Raw genomic sequence first — 17,691 nt, 5'->3', positions numbered from 1 at the left:
CGTCTCTTGTCACATGGATCTCACCCGCACCACAGCATGGGCTAGATCACCCGCACACCATCTCCCTGGACGTGAACGTCGCTTTCGCAGGTCAGCGCCATGTTAACGACAGAGTTCGCGTCGATGCATGCTTCCGTGTCGGCTGTGTGGTGCAGCCGTCAGACGGGCGAGGGTCTCGCAGTTCTGCGGCGTTTCGGCAGCTGAATCCGTGCGAGGGAACCTTCGCTCTGCTGACACGTCGTGGCACAAGTGCCATCCACTGACCTGGTTGACGGGCAGATGACCTGCCGTTTTGCCGCGAGTTGTCAGCGCCGAGGTGCCAGCGGATGTCAGTGCGGATCCAGGACATCCAATAGACGCCTTGTCCCTCGAGAGAGGTGCGCTATTAGGACCAGACACGTGAGTTTCTTGGCGTTCGTCCTACTCGACGCCACCGGTAATCCTGCGTCGAGCCCTGCCTGGTCGCGCGGATGGGACAGTGCCTGAAATCTGCGGGTCGCCGTCCTGGCCACCGCAGTGTGCGCAGCATGGCGGCGTCCACAGGAGCGTCCAGTGCATCGACAAGTCGCGCGCTTGCCGCTCTTGCCTTCTCGCTGGTCAGAGCCCCACATTGCGCATGGCGTTGTCGCGCCAGCGGTCGACGGCTCTGATGTAGCGCAGGACCACGGGTGAGGCGGGGGCCCAGCGGCCGTGTTTGGCGATGACGGCGACGGGGACGCCGGCGGCGTAGGCGACGGTGGCGCCGCCGGCGCGCAGGCTGTGCGCGGTGACGGTGTCGGCAGAGGGCACGGCGGCGCGGACGGCGAGGTCGCGGACGATGGTGTTGACGGCGTCGGCGCCGAGGGAGGGGCCGATGGTGCCGTGCCGGTTGATGCGGCGCAGCAGCCGCCCGCTGGTGTGCCCGGCTTGGTCGAGGACGTGCAGCCAGTCGCGCCAGGCGGCGACGGGGTCGGTGAGCGGGTGGGTGCCGCGCGGGATGGCGATGGTCTCGCTAGCCGAGTCCTTGTCGGTCTTGGAGGTGCGGATGGTGACCTCGAGGCCGTCGGCGACCTCGCGCACGTCGTCGCGCTGCAGGGCGACGAGTTCGCTGCGGCGGCCCATCAGGGCCAGACCGAGTACGAGCAGCAGCCGGTCGCGCCGCCCGATCGGGGTGTCGAGGTCGCAGGCGGTGACCATGGCGCGCAGGGCGTCGATGGTGATGGGCGGGGCTTCGCGCTGGCCGCGGCCGCCGGCTTCGGCGCGCCGGCGTTTGTAGGCGCGCAGCGCCAGGCGGGCGGATTCGGTGGCCGGGCGTCCGGTGTGGCCGGCCAGCCGGTGCATGGTGCGCACCGCGGCGATGGCTTGTTCGATGCTGGCCGGGGCCTGCCTGGCTTCGCACAGCTGGGAGGTGTATTCGGCCAGCGTGTGGGCGGTGGCGGGCAAGCTGATACGGCCATGGTCGGCGCACCAGGCGGTGAACAGCGCCCACTGCCGGGCGTAGGCGCGGCGGGTGTTGGCCGGCACCCCGTCGGCGATCCGCTCCTGGGTTCGCGCGCTGAGCGCGTAGTCCGCGGTGGTATGCCCGCTATCGCTCCCCGTATTTTCTGGCAGCGGATAAATCGGCGGCCGCTCCCCTGCCACCGGGGCCGGCAGCGCCTCCCGCTCGTCGTGCACGCCGTCTCCCGCCCGTTCCGTGGCCCGTCCGGCACCGGTCCGGCGCCGCGATTCTGACCCGCGATAAGGAAGGTTATCACGGGTCAGGCCGAACCTTAGGATCGTTTGCGAACGCACGAAACTGCTGCGATCGAACGCTGCGAACGCTACGCTGCCGCCTGTGACGAACGATCAGGAAACTGCGGCGGCGGACGTACCGGACAAAGGTGACGACAAAGCGGACGGCGGGAGTAACGGAACGGCAGAGGAGCTACGGTGCGCCGGTCCCGGCTGTGCCAAGGCCCTGCCCGGGCGCAGCAGCCGCGCCAAATACTGCAGCGACGCCTGCCGGGCAGCCGCCTATCGGGCGCGCACCACCGTGCACGCCGCTCCCGTGGCCAACGCACTGCTGCGCACTCAGGACCTGATCACGCCGCTGCTGGCGGTCGGCGAGCAATGGCGGGTCGCCCAGGAGGCGCTGCGCGCCCAGCTCGCCGAGCTCAGCAGCGGCGCGCTGGCCCAGGTCGAGGCCGCCGAACAGGCCGCCGAGGAGGCCCGCGCCGCCGCTGCGGCGGCCGAGCAACGCGCCACGACCGCGGCCAACACCGCCGCAGCCCGGATCGCCGCCGCCGAACAGGCCCGCGCCCAGGCCGAGACCGCCCGTAACCGCGCCGAGGAGCGCGAGCAGGACGCCTGGCGGCAGGTCGGTGAGCACCAGAACGCGCGCGTCCAAGCTGAGCAGGTCGCCGCTGACGCCGCCAACCGGCAACGTCAGGCCGAGCACGACCGGGACACCGCCCGCCAGCGGGCCACCGAGCTCACCGAGTTGCACGCCACCGCGACCGCGCACATCGCCGAACTGGAACAGCAGGCCGAGGACGGGCAGCACGAGCTCGCGGGTCTTCGTCGCCTCCTGCAGGAGCAGGATCTTCGGACCCGGGAGACTGAGCAGGAGCGCGACCTGGCCCGCGGCACCGCCGCGGCGCACGCAGAGGAGGCCGAGCGGCTACGCCACGCGCTGGCCGCCGAACAACAGCAGCGCGTCCAGGCCGGCACCATGGCCGCCGTGGCCGAGCAGGCACGCGAGAGTGCCGTTCAGGACCGAGCCGACGCCACCGGTGAGGCCGATCGGCTGCGTGGTCAAGTCGCCGACCTGACCCTCACGCTGAGAACCGCCCAGCAGCAACGCGAAGAGGCTGTCACCGCCGCCGCGGTGGCGCAGGCTCTATTGCGCAAGCAGCAGGACGCTGAGCCTGAAGACTCTGCCGAGCCTGCAGGTGCGGGCCATAGTGGCGGCTAACAAGGCCACCTCCTCCACCGTTGATTCGCGAAGCCGCGACGGGCCGCAGTCACACGCTTGCCGAGTCTTCGGAGTCGTAGTCATCGTTGCCCTCGTCGGCAATCGCGTCCAAGAGCAGTAGGGTGCCCTCCGAGTCGACGCAGTTGAGTAGGTCGCGGTGCGGGACGTCGTCCGCTGCGTATGCGTATCGCCTGGTCAGGAGGTCACGCATCGCTCCCTCGCCGGGTGCCTCCTGCCGCCCGCGGAGGTTCCAGCGGCTGGCGACGATAGCGGTCTGCATGTCCATGTGCATGTCAATGAGGTGGTCTGCGAACGCTGCGAGCGGCATCTGCGGGGATGCTGCAGTCTCGCTTTGGCGGGCGAGCTCCATGACCCTCGGGTCGCCGACGTCAGGCCTGATACCAGCGTGCTGCATCCGCCAGTTCCAGGCGGCGTTCATCAGAGCCACCAGAATCTGCCAGTCGAGCCATCCCGCATCACGCAGCCGCACCATCGTCGTGTGGCCACCTTCATCAGCCAGGAGACGCGGGAGGGTGTACCGGAGGGTATCGCTCGCAACCTCGTACCGCTCGTGGATGACCTGAAGCGCTTCCCTGCGGTCGTAACCCGGCCCGGCAGCAGTCGAGGGCCCGAGATGCTCCTGTTCGGCTGGCCGGAAAGTTCCCGACGACAGTGGCCTGGTTGCAGCGGCACACCGACCATAGTGGTCGTCATCGAGGAGAGCGGCAGACTCCGTGTACGGCCGGCCGACTGAGACCTTGTGGAAGAGGCCGCCTTTGACCAGTGGCTCCAGGAGGTCTTGAAGATCTCTCGGCGGGCGGGCATGAACCGCCTGGAGAAGCTGATAGCACTGTGCGACGACGGCTGCATCGTCCAGTGTGCCGGAAAGGATCACGCTGGCTACGACTTCGGGATTGGAGTCGTCGATGTCGATGCTGTCGGTACCGTGGCTCGTACCCGCCCTCACCTGAACGGTGATGCGGACCGTGCTGGTGATGAGGACCGGGTGCATGAGTGCGATATCGGCCAGGAGAATCTGGAGGGCAGCGACGAACCCCTCGGCAGCCAGCACTGTCATCCGGTCGTTGGCGAACTCGACGATCCAGCGGACGCCGAGAGCCCGGAAGTCGATCACTCTGGTCGGGCCGAGGTCGCCGAGGACCGGTCCTGCAAGCTGCTCGGCCGCACGAGCCTGGAATTCTTCCTCGGTCAGGTCGAATGCAGCGTCGACATGATTGATGGCCTCAACGAGCCGCTCGTACCACTTCGTTGTGTTGTGCGCGGCTTCGATGAGTGGCTCAAGATCTGGCCAGAACGTGCGGATGCCGGCCAGCTCGAGGATGGCGTTTGTCTCGTGCGCCGTGAGCTCGGGGTACTGGTCGCAGTCGAACGGATCGGTCAGTAGCTGGGCTCGGGCGATGAGTGCGATCTCCGTCAAGGCCGCCGCGTCAACCCAGGTGCCGGCCTGTTGCGCGTACCTGGCTGCTTCGAGGAGCGCTTTCGGCACGTGCTGCTTCACATCGGGGTCGTCGCTCGTCATGGCCACGGTGGCGGATGTGCAGGTGTACATCTTCGCCGCGTACATCAGCCCTAGATCGGCGTACACCGAGCCCAGGTATCGCATCGTGAGGATAGCGCCGTACAACGTGTCGCCGTGGAACCACTTGATCTTCGCGTGGTGCAGCTCGGCTAGGCCCTGCAGTGGCTTGCCGACCCGCAGAAAGGCTAGTCCGCGATCGCGGCACCGTTCCGCGGTAGCGGCATCACCCTGAACCTGGGCCAGCGCGGCGTCGAGGCCGTCGCGCACCTTCTCGTAGTTCGGGTGCTCGGATGCGGCCGGGGCGAACATCGTGAACACGCGAGCCAATTGCCTGGGCGAGTACACACGCGCCCGCGGGAGCAGATCCACCAGCTCCTCCAGGTGCGCCATCGCAGCCTCAAGGTCGACCAGGCCCGACTGCGCCACCCTTGAGGCGTCGACCTCGGATTCGTCGAATTGCACCCCGACGCCGAAAGCGACCGCTGCAGGTTCAGGCTTACCGTCGGCGGCTTCGACCTTCTCCCAGTTTGGAACCAGGTACGTGAAGGCAAGCGTTCCGGTCAGGGTCGCGGCACGGACCGGATGCGTGCTTGAGTCGGTCGCACGGCGCAGGTCGAGGAGATGCGCCCGCAGCCGCGCCATAGCCGCAGCGATCTCGGATGCCTCCGCCTTGGCGACGCCCGTTCTCCACATCACACCCCAGTACGAGGCTAAGGTCACGGCATCGTCGATGATGTCCGGCCGGTTGCTGGTGCCCGCGTAGCCGATGGCGCGGCGGACCAGATCCTCGATGCCGTCCGCGATTCCCATGCCGCGAAATCGTGCGACGGCCATCTCGTAGCAAGCCCGGAACACCAATTCGGTGTCCTCATCGTCTTTGGAGTCAGCCAAGAACATGCCCATGAAGTTGAGCCATTCCGGCAAGTCGGCGTTCACGTCCTGGTCCCACGTCGCATGTCGGAGCCCGTGCGTGACCTCCCCCTGCACCGCTGGCGTCAGGGCAATCGGCCCTTTGTTGCGCCGCAGACCTTCGATGAGGTCGGCGTACCATCGCGGCGCCGGCTCACCCTCCAGCGGCGGCACCAGATGCGATGGCAGCTCCAGATAGTGCCGTGCGACCCACACCAGGTCCTGCTGGGCGAGAAACGTCGCAATATCGGCACCGCAGAAGATGTCGAGCATCACCCCGTACGTCTCCCGCGCCGTTCGCTGCAGGTCGTGGGTAATGCCCTCGGAGATGGCGTGCACGCTGAAGAACGCCACATGTTCCGCTGGCGCGGCACCCGCAGCACAGATACCGGCGAGGTCGTCGAGAACCTTCTGCTTCAAGCTCCCGTTCTGTACCGTGCAGGCGACCACGACCGGTGAGGTCGACGCCGCGGCGGCGAATCCCGCCGAGTGCGGCAGTTCGTCAGGCAGCCGGGTTGTGAACGACTCCGCGTCCCGCTGCTGATCACCGCCCGAGCTGACTGGTCCAGTGGCGATGAGGATATTCGAGCTGATGCGCTTTTGGGCGACCCGTGTCGCGATCTCCTCGAACCGATGGTGCTCGTTCCTCGACGACATCTCGCTCAGGCGGAATCGGATGTATGCCTCTGCTTCCGGGATCGGTTCAGTCATCGATCGTCCTTCACTTCCCGAGGCTTGCTGTCGGTCGGCTCGGCCCGCCGATCTATCGCCTGATGCTCATAGTGAGAAGATCAACGATATACGGGGCTTTCCACCGTGAAGGCGGACGCGGATGGGGCGCCGCTCTTCGGGCGATGATGCCGCGCTTGCGACGCGGAGCGTCTCTTCGGCTGAAGGCTGTGTGCGCGACTCACCGTGGCGCGGACGGTGGTTCAACGGCATCGTACAGCCCTTCGCCATCTCGCCGAAGGGTGCACATTCGGCAAGGAGGGCACACTTGGCCGACCTCGGCTATTCAGCCGGAATTTCACTCCGATGATCGATAAATGAAGAAGGTGCCTCCGACCTGCGATGATCTGACTGCTTAGATCAAGACATCGCACAGAACGGACGCACCTTCCGGGTGAACGGTACGGCATGGGACCGCCGCTTGTCAGTCCAAGGGGACGGCAAGGGACTCATCGGGCACGCGGGAGCCGTGCTCCTGCGTAAATGCGCTGATCAGACGGGGTTAACCAGAGCGCTCGGCGGGGTGTTCGCCCGGCTGGGCGGCTCGCCGGTATGGGACCGGGGCGTGCTGCTGGTCCAGCTTGCGGTGGCGATCACGCTGGGCGCGACCAGCATGCGGCAGATCGCCCTGCTGGCCCACCACGAGCCGCTGTTCGGCCCGCCGCCGTCGGACTCCACCATCCGCCGGGCACTGGAGCCGATCGGCCAGGATGAGCTCCTGCACAGCAAGCTGGCCCGAGCTCGTGCCCGGGTTCGGCGGCACGTGTGGGAGCTGATCGCCGCCACCGAGACCGGTTTCCCCTGGCTGCGGGTGGCGGGCAAGGTGCTCACCGGGTGGATCGTCATCGACCTGGACGCCACCCTGATCACCGCTCACTCCGACAAACAGGGCGCCTCGGCCACCTTCAAGAAGGGCTGGGGCTTCCACCCGCTGGCCGGCTGGTGCGCCAACACGCAGGAGTCACTGGCGATGCTGTTACGGACCGGATCGGCCGGGTCCAACACCATCACCGATCACGTGCGGGTTCTCACCGAGGCCATCGCTCAGATCCCCGACGGCTTCCGGGCCAAGATCTGGTTCCGGATCGACAGCGCGGGCGCCACCCGCGACCTGGTCGAACACATGAAAGGGCTGAACACCACCCGGCGCACGGTCCGTTTCACCGTCGGCTGGAAGATCACCGACGTGGACGAGGCCGCGATCGCCAAACTCCCCGCCGGCGCCTGGCAGCAGGCCGTGCGGCAGGACGGGACGGTGCATCCCTGCGCCGAGGGCGCTGAGGTGACCGGGCTGGATGAGCGCGCCACCGCCTGGGGTGTCCGGTTGCTGGTCCGCCGCGTCAAGCCCTCGGCCCGCGATGCCCGTCAGCTCACCGACCTGGAGAAGCAGACCGGCTGGAAGTACGCGATCACCGCCACCAACCTCGGCCCGCGCGGCCTGCGTGGTGTCCCCGGCAGCCATCACGTCCAGTTCGTTGATGCCGTGCACCGTGATCATGCCGAGGTCGAGGACAGGGTACGCACGAACAAGGCCATGGGCCTGCGCAATTTGCCGTCGAAAACGTGGAACGTGAACGTCGGGTGGGTACTCGCCGCCAACCTCGCCGCCAACCTCGCCGCCGACATCGACGCCTGGACACGCTTGCTGGGCCTGCACGACGACGCGGAGTTGGCCCGCGCCGAACCGCAGACCCTCCGCTACTGCCTGTGGCATCTTCCCGCCCGACTGGTCTCCCACGCCCGCCGACACACCCTGAAGATCAGCAGAACCTGGCCCTGGAAGAACGCCTTCCTGACCTGCTGGCAGCGCCTATCCGCCCTGCCAGCGCCCACCTGAACAGCGTGAACGCATCCCACCCATTCCGAAAGGAGTAACCGGGTCCCATCCGCGGCTCGTGGAACCGCCGCCCACCGAGCGTCTCGGGCAGGCCGCCGTGCCACCCACCCGCACTGAACGGGACGATCAGGCACAAACCCGACCAGCCGAAACTGATCAGGAGGGACGGCCACCTCGTGAGTCATCGAGGCCGACATTATGATGATTTAAGACCAAGTCAATGGATATGTTACGTGCCGACCGAAAAGCTTGGTCGTGGAGGCAGAGTCAGGCCAGGACAAGGATGGATTTCTGCGGTACACCACAGCGCTTGTCGCACCGTCGGCGCTTCCCAGGTGCTCGCGGGCACACTGATGTCATTGGTGCAGATGTTCTGCCCTAGGATGAGCTGCCCAGGCGGCCGAGCGGAACGTTCCCAGTTGCGCATGGACAACCGCCCCGCGAGGAAGACATGAAGGCGGGTGGCCAATGTATTTGGCGGAAGTCCGGGCGGAAAACTTCCGTATCTACGGCATGGCGACCAACGGTCCGGAAGCGGTCAACAGATCGCTGAGTATCACCTTCGATCGAGGACTGAACGTCCTGGTCGGAGAGAACGACAGCGGCAAAACGGCCATCATCGATGCCATTCGGCTGTGCCTGCTCACCACCGCCATGGACACCAACAGAATCACTATCGACGACTTCCATTGTCATGACTCGGCTCGCGCCGAAACCTTCACCATCACCTGCGTACTGCGAGGGTTAACCACGCAGGAGAAGGCTCAGTTCGTGGAATTGCTTACCTCTAAGGACAACGAGCAAGCCCTTTATGTGACGCTGCGGGCCGAGCTGATCGACCCGCTTCAGACGAACCGGGTGGCGATCACCGTTCGCACCGGAGAGTTCGCCGAGGGGCCGCACCTGGACGGCGCGGCCCGCGAGATGCTCAAGGCCACCTATCTGCGGCCACTCAGGGACGCAGAAGGAGAGCTGCGGCCTGGGCGCAACTCTCGCCTCTCCCAGGTCCTGGCGAAGTACCCCAAGATGACCGGCCAAGATCACAACGACTTCGACGAGACGACCGATGAGGCCACCACCCTGGTCCAGGGACGCCTCCCTCAGCCGCGCCTTGGAGCGCCTGGAGCTGAAATTCGCGGTCTCCTCCACGACCACACACTGGACCAGGCGCGGGCTGGGCTACAACAACGCGCTGTTCATGTCCGTAGAGCTGCTGCTGCTTGGCAACAACCACATGAACTCTTTGTTGTTGATTGAGGAGCCGGAAGCGCACCTGCATCCGCAGTTGCAAAGCCGGGTTATGGAGTTGCTCGCGGAGAAGGCACGGCTTCCGGCCAATCCGGTGCAGGTCATCCTCACCACGCACAGTCCGAACATCGCGGCTGCCATACCCGTGGACAAGCTGACGCTGGTATCCGGGGGGGCCGCTTTCAGCCTCGCATCTGATCAGACGAGACTCCAAACCGCCGACTACGCCTTCCTGGCCCGCTTCCTTGACGTCACCAAAGCCAATCTGTTCTTCGCGCGGGCGGTGGCCATCGTGGAGGGCGACGCAGAGGCCCTGTTGCTGCCCGCACTCGCCGCCGCCACCCAGCGATCCTTCACTGCCTGTGGCGTTAGCGTCGTCAACGTCGGACATGTGGGGCTGATGCGCTACAGCCGCATCTTTCAACGGCGCGACGGCCGGCCGCTCCCGGTCCGTGTCGCGTGCATCCGCGACCGCGACGTACTCCCCGACGACGTACCTGAGGACATGCGGACGCAGAAAAGACTCAAGCAGGACGGTACCACCGCTCCCGAGGAGATTGCCGTCCACGTCGCTGCGCTCACCGCGGAGGACGGCGGCGCGGTCCGCACCTTCGTGTCCGATCAGTGGACCTTCGAATACGATCTCGCGGTGGCATCGTGGCCGCTAGCACGGATCATGCACCAGGCCGTGCAGGCGGCCAAGGCCTCGCATCGAGGAGACTGGCCCGACGAAGCGCAGCTGACCGAGATTGAGAAGCGGGCGGGCGAAGACATCGACGCCTGGATGGCCGCAGGTCGTCAGCTGTCTGAGGTCGCGGCCGATATCTACCGGCCGTTGCTGACGAATCAAGCGAGTAAGGCCATCTCCGCCCAGCATGCGGCCCGGCTGCTGGAGCCCAGAGAACTGCGTGATGAAGGCCTTCCAGCTTATCTCCGTAACGCCTTCGCCTATCTGTGCCCGGAGAGCTGAGTGCTGCCGTTGCCCTGCCAGCAGGATGCGCTGTCCGCCGAGCAGATCGCCAGCCTGGCCGCCGCTCTCGGACTTGAGGTGTCGCACGAACAACAGTCTGCTTTTCTTCAAAGCACCTCCTCGCTCGACCTGCAGGCGGCCCCTGGCTCGGGAAAGACGAGCCTGGTGGCCCTCAACTGGCGTTGCTCGCGAACTCCTGGTCCTCGCCCGGTCAAGGAGTGTGCGTGATGTCACATACGAACACGGCCACCGAAGAAATCGCCGACCGTCTGCGGAGATCATCGAAGGGCAGAACTTTCCTGCAATTTCCGCACTTCATCGGGACCATTCAGTCGTTCACGCACACCTTTTTGGCCATGCCAGCACTCCGCTCGGCAAAAATCCAGGTGCGCTCCTTCGACGATCAGCAGCACGCGCGTGTCGCGGACCGTCTGCTGGCCTCTGGCGGCTATCGGTTCTCGACCCTGCGGAGCTGGCTCAGCAACACCCACAAATACGATCCACTCGCGGTTTTCCGCACAATGCACTACGTGTTTCACGACGAGGCGCTCGCCATCGACACCCCCGCAGGGCTGAGGCTCGGACATGACACCGACAGCTATAAACAGCTCCTGCAGATCAAGCACAAACTCGCACAGTTGGGATACTTCCGCTACGCGGGCATGTTCGCGATCGCTGAACGTCACCTGCATGGCAACCCGGAGGTCGGGGCGGCTCTCCGGCTCCGTTTTCCCTTCGTTTTCCTGGACGAAATGCAGGACACGAGCCTCGTACAGGAACGCCTGCTCCACCAAGTCTTCCCGGCCGACGAAGTCATCGTGCAGCGCGTGGGGGATATCAATCAGCGCATTTACTCGCCCGACTCGCGTAAAGCCGCAGAGCCTGCCTCCTTTCCCCGGCCCCACGCCATGGAACTGTCGACCAGTCGCCGCTTCGGCCCGCAGATCGCCGCCGTCGCCGGCGCGCTCGCCGTCCATCGCCGGCAACGCATCGAAGGCGTCGGCCCTGACGGCACCTTGGCCCTCATGATCTACAACGATGCGTCCGTGGACTCGGTGGTGCCCGCGTTCGAGCACCTGGTCACACAGCGCATCCCCCGCACCACGCTGCACCATCGTCCGCCGCGCGTGCTCGGAGCTCGCTCCACCAAGGGGACCACTCCTCGCAGGCCCCAGTCCATCGAGTGTTACCTGCCCGGATACGCCCGCCCGTCCACACACGCCACCCCCGCCAGCTTCCTTCACCAGACGCGACAGGCTCAGGAACTGTGGCGAGGCCCGGGTCAGTCCGGGCAGGCCGTCCAGCTGCTTCTGACGGCAATGCGCTCGCTCCTCGACTCCGCCGGGATCGCCCTCACCGCTGGAGAGGAGGCCGTTCCGAACTTGAGCGGCCTGTCGCGCGATCCTCGCCATCCCCATGGGCGTCTCCGTCGTGCCCTTCTCGAGATACTCGAAGGCGACCTCGCGGATCCGGCGGCCTGGCAGGACATCACCGCGCCTCTCGTCGACATCCTGGACGAGTTGTGCGGTGGGTTGGGCCAATCCCGCACAGCCGTCAAAGGTCTGCTGTCTTTTCATGACGTCGAAAGAAAGAACGGCATCGACGCTCACGACGGCCCAATGGACAGCGCGGTGGTCACCTCCATCGCGGGAACGATCCATAATGCCAAGGGAGAAACTCACGCAGCCACGCTGATCCTGGAATGCTTGGACAAGAGCGGACACATCTATGATCTGCACGAGGTTCTGACTCTGCTCGCCCACGGCAAGCCCGTAGCCGAAGCATCAGGGAGGGTACGCGACGCAGCGCAACTCGTGTTCGTCGCCGTCACGCGTCCCACGCATCTGGTGGCCATGGCCATTCATCACGATCGCGTCCAGGCATTGCTCCCCGCACTACGCTCCCAAGGCTGGGAGGTCCATAATGTGAGCGTCGATAAGGACGGTCTCAGACGCCGCTGAATGTTCCCGCCTCACATCACGATACCGCTGCGCGCAGTCCGCGCTGCCAATTGTAAATAGCGACATATCGTGTGCCGCGTTGAGACTGATTTCGGTCACGGCCCGCAAATCCCGGATGCCCCGACCGATAGGCACCTGCCGCAGGCGCAGCGGATCAGGTCGCAGTGGGAGTTCGATGTCCTCCTCACCATGCCATGGGGGTTGGACGACAGCCGGCCCGGGGAGAGCATCACGGGCTGGCAGGACCCGCGCATCCACGCTGGTGGAGGGGAGCCGGTATCGTCGCCGTGCTGGTCGTCATCAGGGGTTGCCGAACGTCACCACGTGGCGAGGTCCAGCAGGGCGAGGTGGAGGGGGCCCTCGTGGTTGGTGAATGGGTTGTGCACGACGGTGGCGGGCGACGCGGATGCCAGGACGTCAATGACCACTGCCGCGTCCTGCTGAGGCAGGGCACCCACTTGGCGCAGCACGACGGCGAAAAGATACGCGCGTTGTAGCGGCTGCAGGTCAGAACATGCCTCCGTGATGGAATCCCATGGGGCGGCGAAGATGGGACTGTCTTCACGGATGCGCATCGGTTCGTTGAGAGCAGCCTTGAACGCTTCGATGGCGTCGGCATCCGTTCGCAGTCGGCGCATGAGCGGCTTGGTGAACAGGGGCAGAAGCCAATCGGGCATACCCGTTCGGACGCGGGTGTGGGCACGGGCGACGATGGCGGGCAGGTCTTGCGGATCAGCTGTGCCGAACGCGATGGCCAGTGTCTCCTCCCAATGGCGGCGCTCGCGAGTCGCAGGTCCGGCACGGAACCAGGCTTCGAGGTCCCGAAGAGCGGCGATGGACACGCTGTCCGCCGGAAACAGCTCGGCGTAGGTGGCCAGTTGCTTGCTGACGTTGATGCTGCCGGGTTCATACTCGACCGCGTCGGGGATAAGGATGGCCTTGAACACCTCGTCGGAGACATTCCATGCCTCTCGGTCCAGCAGCACCTCGAAGGCCTGGTCTTGCCGGCCGGGTGCCGTTGCGCCAAGTGTGGCCACGAGCGCACGGAGCGCTCCTTCATCGCCGCGGTTCTCGTCCTTGGCCCACAGAAGGAAGTTCCGATCTTGGCGGAGCGCAGCATCGGTGTCGGCCTCTGCACGAAGCATCTCGGCGATGGCGGGGTATCGGGAGGCGACGGTGGCCAGCGCCGCCATGACATGGCGGCGCTGCTCACCGGCGGTCCGCTTCTCCCGGTCAGATGCGCTGTTCAGGCGCTCGAAGAGACCGTCGCCGAAGTGGAGATGCAACTGCTCCCAGTTCTCGGCTATCAGGTCGACCAGAATGTGGTCCACCTCGTCGTTGTAGAGGACATGGAGTTGGACGCCGGGCACCTGCCCGGCGTAGCCAATGCTCTCCAGGATGCCGTCGCTGAGCGTGGGATCGCTGAGCAGGAGCATGCCGATCCATGCCAGTTGCCGACGTTCGGCGAGGTCAGGACCGTAAGCGCACAGATCCTGCCGAATATGCGTGCGTAGCCACTCCATCTCAGCGGTCAGCGTGTTGGCGCCGGCCACATCGTCGTGAGCTTGCTGGTGCCGCTTGATCGCCTGAAGGAGACCGATGAAAGCGGTGCGGCGAACCTCGGTGTCAGGTTCGTTACGCCATCCCGCCATCACGTCCATGAGATCGTTCACAGCGAGCGAACTGCGCGCCAGTTCGAAAGCCAGGACCTCGCGCAGCTCCGGTTCGATGTGTTTGAGCAAGCCGAGGGTTGTATCAACGATGCGGCGGGAGGCGTCGCCAGTCCTGCCGCAGTACGCCCTGAGAATCGCGACCGGAATGGAGTCCGCGAGCCCCGGCGTGATGGGCTCAGGGTCGTGGATGAGCTGGTCGGCGAACTCCTGGACCGCCAATTGCCCAGGCCAGGCGGTGATGACGGCCGGGACATGCCACATCAGATAGTGAGGGTCCACCGCCGTACACAGCGCCGCCAGTTCGGCCGGGTCGTAACCGGCGAGCACCTCCCGTGCGGTCTCGCCTTCCGCGCCTGCCCGCTGAGCGGCGTCCTCGAGTTGCTTCCAAGCCTCGGCCACCGCCTGGGCGACGATGACCTGATCTTCAGTACGACCACGTTCAGCTGGCTGACGTAGCAGGGAGACGAGAAGGGCGAAGCCCTCGCTGAAACCGAGCACGTTGATGGCAACGCCGGCCAAAGGCGCGGCACGCGCATAATCATCGCGCAATCTGCTGGTGAGTACGGTACGGACCTTCTCGTCATCCAAGTACCGTTCGACCAGCGTGCGGGCTGCGGCGTAGGGCCTCCATGTCTCCAGCCCCTGCAACAACAACTCCCGGGCGTCATCGGATGGCAGCGCGGCGGCCAGGCCGACGACGTTGTAAGCCGTCGGCCCCTTAAGCTCGGCGGCAACGTACGGGCGAAGCACCTGCGCGAATTCCGGATCCTCGCGCCACTGCTGGGGGATCATGTTGACGTTGTACAAGAGCAGGCCGCGTTCTTCAGGTTCGGCGAGCTCCGCGGCCGCCCACGCCTTGAAGCGGCTGTCGCCGGCGAGGACATTGCAGGCCAGGCTCCATGCGAGGTCGCGGTCGCCGCCGGTGCGTCCGTTCGTCGTCAAGGTCTCCAGCGCGAAGTCCGCCGCCTGCTCATCGCCGGCGGCGGCGATCTCGACGAGAGCTGCGGCGGGCCAGGGTCCACGGACCCGGTCCTCTTGATGGAGCAGAGACAGCAGCCAGTCGCGTTCTTCCGGGCGGAACAGGGCGGCGTCACCTGACGGAGTACCGCGTTGCAGCAGGTCGAGGCCGACCAGACGGAGCGGTATGGATGGCTGGCGCCGAGCCCATTCGATCAAGCGGGTGGTGTCGGGCGTCTCGGGCCAGCCGTTGCCAAGAGCGAGGATGGCGGCGGCCTGCACCGTCGAGGACGGCCCGGTCTCGGTGAACGCCATCAGCCTATGCGCCACGCGCGGCTGGCCACCGAACCGCTGTGCGATGGCCAGGGCCGCGTTGACCTTCACCAAGTCCTCAGGGTGCCGCAGACCCCAGAGCAGGTAATCGATCGCGGCCTCATCGGGGATGTTGAGAGTACGTAGCGCCCACATGGTCGCTGACGGGTCGGGGCGCGGCGCGGTGAGCCACCGTTTCATGACCGGAAGCAGGTGGCTGCGGACGGAGTTACTCGCGAGCGTGCCGACGAGTGCGGCGATGAGGTTCGCCCGGTGCCGCAGCGACGGATGCGTTTCGACCCGTTCGATGAGGCGCTCCACGTGCGCGCTCAGCAGTCTCGGAGTGAGCTTCACGCCCGCGGCAAGCGCTTCGGCAAGCAGTTCGTAGCCGTCGATATCCGCCCAACGGCGGCCACCCGCGTCGAGGGCGGTGGTGAGCAGCGCCTCGGTCGTGTGCGGGCTGACCTGCTCGCTCAGCAGGGCCAGCAGCACATCGCGCCAGGCCGGATTTTGAACGAACCGCTGGACGGCCTCGAGCTGCGCGGCGGCGGGCAGGGTGGCCAGATATCGGCCAGTCAGGTGGTCGAGCAGCACGCGATGCAGGAACCCGACGGCACCCGCGCCGTGCGAGACGATAAGGCCGAACTCGTCTTCCGCCACGGCAAGGACCGCATCGGCGATCCTGCGGGCCTCAGGCTGCGGATAGCCGAGGACCTCGTCGTCCATCATCGACGCGACGATGAGCTTGCGCATCTCCGCCTTGGTGACGGTGCCGGAAGGATCCGCGACGCGCAGCCGGAAGGCCACGGCGGCGAACAGGGTGGTCATCTCGCTGCTGGGCAGGAGCGCTCCTCGCGCGTGCGAGGCGCGCTGCCGCATCTGGGGATGTTTTTCGATGAGGAGGTCGACGAGCCGGGCGTAGATCTTAAACCGTTGCCGCGGCAGGGGCTCACCCTGCCAGGTCGTGGCCAGCAGCGTCAGGAAGAGCGGGGAACGGGAGAGTTCAGCGAGTTCGGGAGTGGCGGCGAGTTGGTCAAGAAAGGCCTCGACGTCGGCACTCCAGGTGGGCCGGACGGCCGGTGCGGTCTCGGACTGGGGAACCGGCCGGAGGATCCCGGCAGCGATGGCGCGACGTTGCTCGTCGGTCAATGGAGTGATGTCCGCTCTGCCCCACGGACGGCTCCAATTGAGCCGGTCGAGCGCGTACGGACGGGTGGACAGGATCGCCGAGGCGTTGGTGCGGCCGAGGAACGCCTCGAGGATCCCCAGAGCATGTTCGGCCGCGCCCACGTCGCTCCACTCGTCGACGCCGTCAACGAGAAGCAGCAAGCGGTCGTCCTGCAGCGCGCGCTGGACCAGTGGCCACAGATGGGTGGCACTCTGCGACTTCAGCCAGGCCTCGGCCGCCGAGACCAGCGAGTTTTCCGTCGAGGCTTCAAGATGGCGGCACAGGAACCCGAACGGCAGCCAGATCGGCAAGTCGGTGCCGTGTCGACGCTGCAGCGCGACGGATTGCGGCTGGGAGGAGAGCAGGTCCGTTGCCGTGAACCGCAGAAGACTGGACTTGCCTGCTCCGGGGCGGCCGATCAGCAGTCGGTACTTGTCGGCAGCCAGCCACTCATCGGCCGCACCGGCGTTCGCCGTCACCAGCGGGGGCCGGCTTGCTCGGTTGAGCAGGTGGCGAGCGGATCTGAACGACTGTCGGCGGGCGCCCAGGCGGGAGGCGATGTAGATAGGCCCGTCGACCGGTTCCTGTGTGGAAGGCTGCTCGGTACGGGTTGGCTCAGGCAAGTCGATGTCGAGCATTTCCGACTGCTGATGGACGGGATCGACATCAACGATCACGAACGGGTGGTCCGGTTCTGCACCATCGACAGGGTGGACTCCGCCCTGGGCAGAGAAGACGGCCTGGTAGAGGTCGCGCAGTCCGGCACGCAGGGTGCTGCTGTCCTGGCGGGGCAGGTTGTTCGCGAGGGCTTGCGCCGCCTGAGGACCGCAGAAGCGCTCGACCCACGTCCGGCCGAAAAAGTCGTCAACGATCCGGGGATGGTCCTTGAGCAGGCTGGAGATCTCCTGCACGCCCCATGGAATGAAAGTGATCTTAAGCGCGGCCAGCCGTTCGGTCTGCTGCCGGATCGCGGCGTCCAGTTTCGTGGCCTGCAAGTCGAACGACGTGGCGTAGTAGAAGGCCGACGTCTTGTCCGCCCATTCGCCCTTCAACAGGTCGTCGACAGCCTTCTTGATCTTGGCTGCGGTGAGGGTAGCGACCCGCCGCGATTGCAGAGTGATGTAGTCACGGCCGCCGGTTTCTCCATCTGTCAGATCCAAGGGGAGCCGGGCGTAGGCATCGATCCCGGCCTGGGCCTGACCGGGAACGCCGAAGAGTTTGGCGTACTGGACCGGACGGACCGTGTGCAGCAGCCGGAGAAACAGGCGTTCGGCGTCGGGCCAGTGCAAGGCACCGATGGGCAGCACTTGAGGCTTGGTATCGATCGGCGGTTCAGGCAGCGGCCCTGTCGGCGCAGCCCACAAGAGCGCTTCAGCTCTGGCTGCGCCGTCCGTCTCGTCCACGTAGGCCATCATCGTCCTTCCTTGCCCGTAACCCGCCAGCGCTCTGGCCGCC

General features: G+C 66.0%; 9 protein-coding genes. 6 read left to right on the top strand and 3 right to left on the bottom strand.

All coding sequences use genetic code 11. The features are described 5' to 3' along the window. Nucleotides 1–597: 597 nt before the first annotated feature. The gene (locus AC5L3X_RS37835; RefSeq protein ID WP_494863535.1) at nt 598–1,653 is read right to left on the bottom strand and encodes a site-specific integrase; all 1,056 of its coding nucleotides are present in this window, start codon (nt 1,651–1,653) and stop codon (nt 598–600) included. Between the two features lie 160 nt (nt 1,654–1,813). On the opposite strand from AC5L3X_RS37835, the gene AC5L3X_RS37830 reads away from it, so the two are divergent. Continuing rightward, nucleotides 1,814–2,932, top strand: coding sequence for a hypothetical protein (locus tag AC5L3X_RS37830; RefSeq protein WP_494863534.1), 1,119 nt, complete (start codon nt 1,814–1,816; stop codon nt 2,930–2,932). A gap of 49 nt (nt 2,933–2,981) precedes the next feature. On the opposite strand, the gene AC5L3X_RS37825 is transcribed toward AC5L3X_RS37830, so the two are convergent. Beyond that, complete coding sequence (locus tag AC5L3X_RS37825) at nt 2,982–6,092, bottom strand: hypothetical protein (protein ID WP_494863532.1); 3,111 nt, start codon at nt 6,090–6,092, stop codon at nt 2,982–2,984. 439 nt (nt 6,093–6,531) lie between these two features. On the opposite strand from AC5L3X_RS37825, the gene AC5L3X_RS37820 reads away from it, so the two are divergent. From AC5L3X_RS37820 to AC5L3X_RS37800, 5 genes are all read left to right on the top strand, one after another. Further along, the gene (locus AC5L3X_RS37820) at nt 6,532–7,947 is read left to right on the top strand and encodes an IS1380 family transposase (protein WP_494863531.1); all 1,416 of its coding nucleotides are present in this window, start codon (nt 6,532–6,534) and stop codon (nt 7,945–7,947) included. Between the two features lie 468 nt (nt 7,948–8,415). Further along, nucleotides 8,416–9,204 carry an ATP-dependent nuclease gene (locus AC5L3X_RS37815; RefSeq protein WP_494863530.1) on the top strand — a complete coding sequence of 263 codons (789 nt, stop codon included), beginning with the start codon at nt 8,416–8,418 and terminating at the stop codon, nt 9,202–9,204. After that, on the top strand, nt 9,146–10,165 hold the full coding sequence (locus tag AC5L3X_RS37810) for an ATP-dependent nuclease (RefSeq protein ID WP_494863527.1): 1,020 nt from the start codon (nt 9,146–9,148) through the stop codon (nt 10,163–10,165). Before AC5L3X_RS37815 ends, AC5L3X_RS37810 begins: the two co-directional genes overlap by 59 nt. Beyond that, on the top strand, nt 10,166–10,393 hold the full coding sequence (locus tag AC5L3X_RS37805) for a hypothetical protein (protein ID WP_494863525.1): 228 nt from the start codon (nt 10,166–10,168) through the stop codon (nt 10,391–10,393). After that, nucleotides 10,393–12,126, top strand: a complete 1,734-nt coding sequence (locus AC5L3X_RS37800; RefSeq protein ID WP_494863538.1) for a UvrD-helicase domain-containing protein — start codon at nt 10,393–10,395, stop codon at nt 12,124–12,126. The genes AC5L3X_RS37805 and AC5L3X_RS37800 overlap by 1 nt, the downstream gene beginning before the upstream one ends. A 317-nt stretch (nt 12,127–12,443) precedes the next feature. Here AC5L3X_RS37800 and AC5L3X_RS37795 read toward each other — a convergent pair whose 3' ends face one another. Next, the gene (locus AC5L3X_RS37795; RefSeq protein ID WP_494863523.1) at nt 12,444–17,651 is read right to left on the bottom strand and encodes an NACHT domain-containing protein; all 5,208 of its coding nucleotides are present in this window, start codon (nt 17,649–17,651) and stop codon (nt 12,444–12,446) included. Between the last annotated feature and the right edge of the window lie 40 nt (nt 17,652–17,691).

Source organism: Nonomuraea sp. CX421, from assembly GCF_059358955.1.
Note: the sequence above shows the minus strand (reverse complement) of the source record. Positions and strands in the feature narration are given on the sequence as shown.

Excerpts from the sequence above, each read along its gene's own strand:
- AC5L3X_RS37825 (WP_494863532.1), bottom strand. The coding sequence starts at position 6,092 with ATGACTGAACCGATCCCGGAAGCAGAGGCATACATCCGATTCCGCCTG.
- AC5L3X_RS37815 (WP_494863530.1), top strand. The coding sequence starts at position 8,416 with ATGTATTTGGCGGAAGTCCGGGCGGAAAACTTCCGTATCTACGGCATG.
- AC5L3X_RS37810 (WP_494863527.1), top strand. The coding sequence starts at position 9,146 with ATGTCCGTAGAGCTGCTGCTGCTTGGCAACAACCACATGAACTCTTTG.
- AC5L3X_RS37800 (WP_494863538.1), top strand. The coding sequence starts at position 10,393 with ATGTCACATACGAACACGGCCACCGAAGAAATCGCCGACCGTCTGCGG.
- AC5L3X_RS37795 (WP_494863523.1), bottom strand. The coding sequence starts at position 17,651 with ATGATGGCCTACGTGGACGAGACGGACGGCGCAGCCAGAGCTGAAGCG.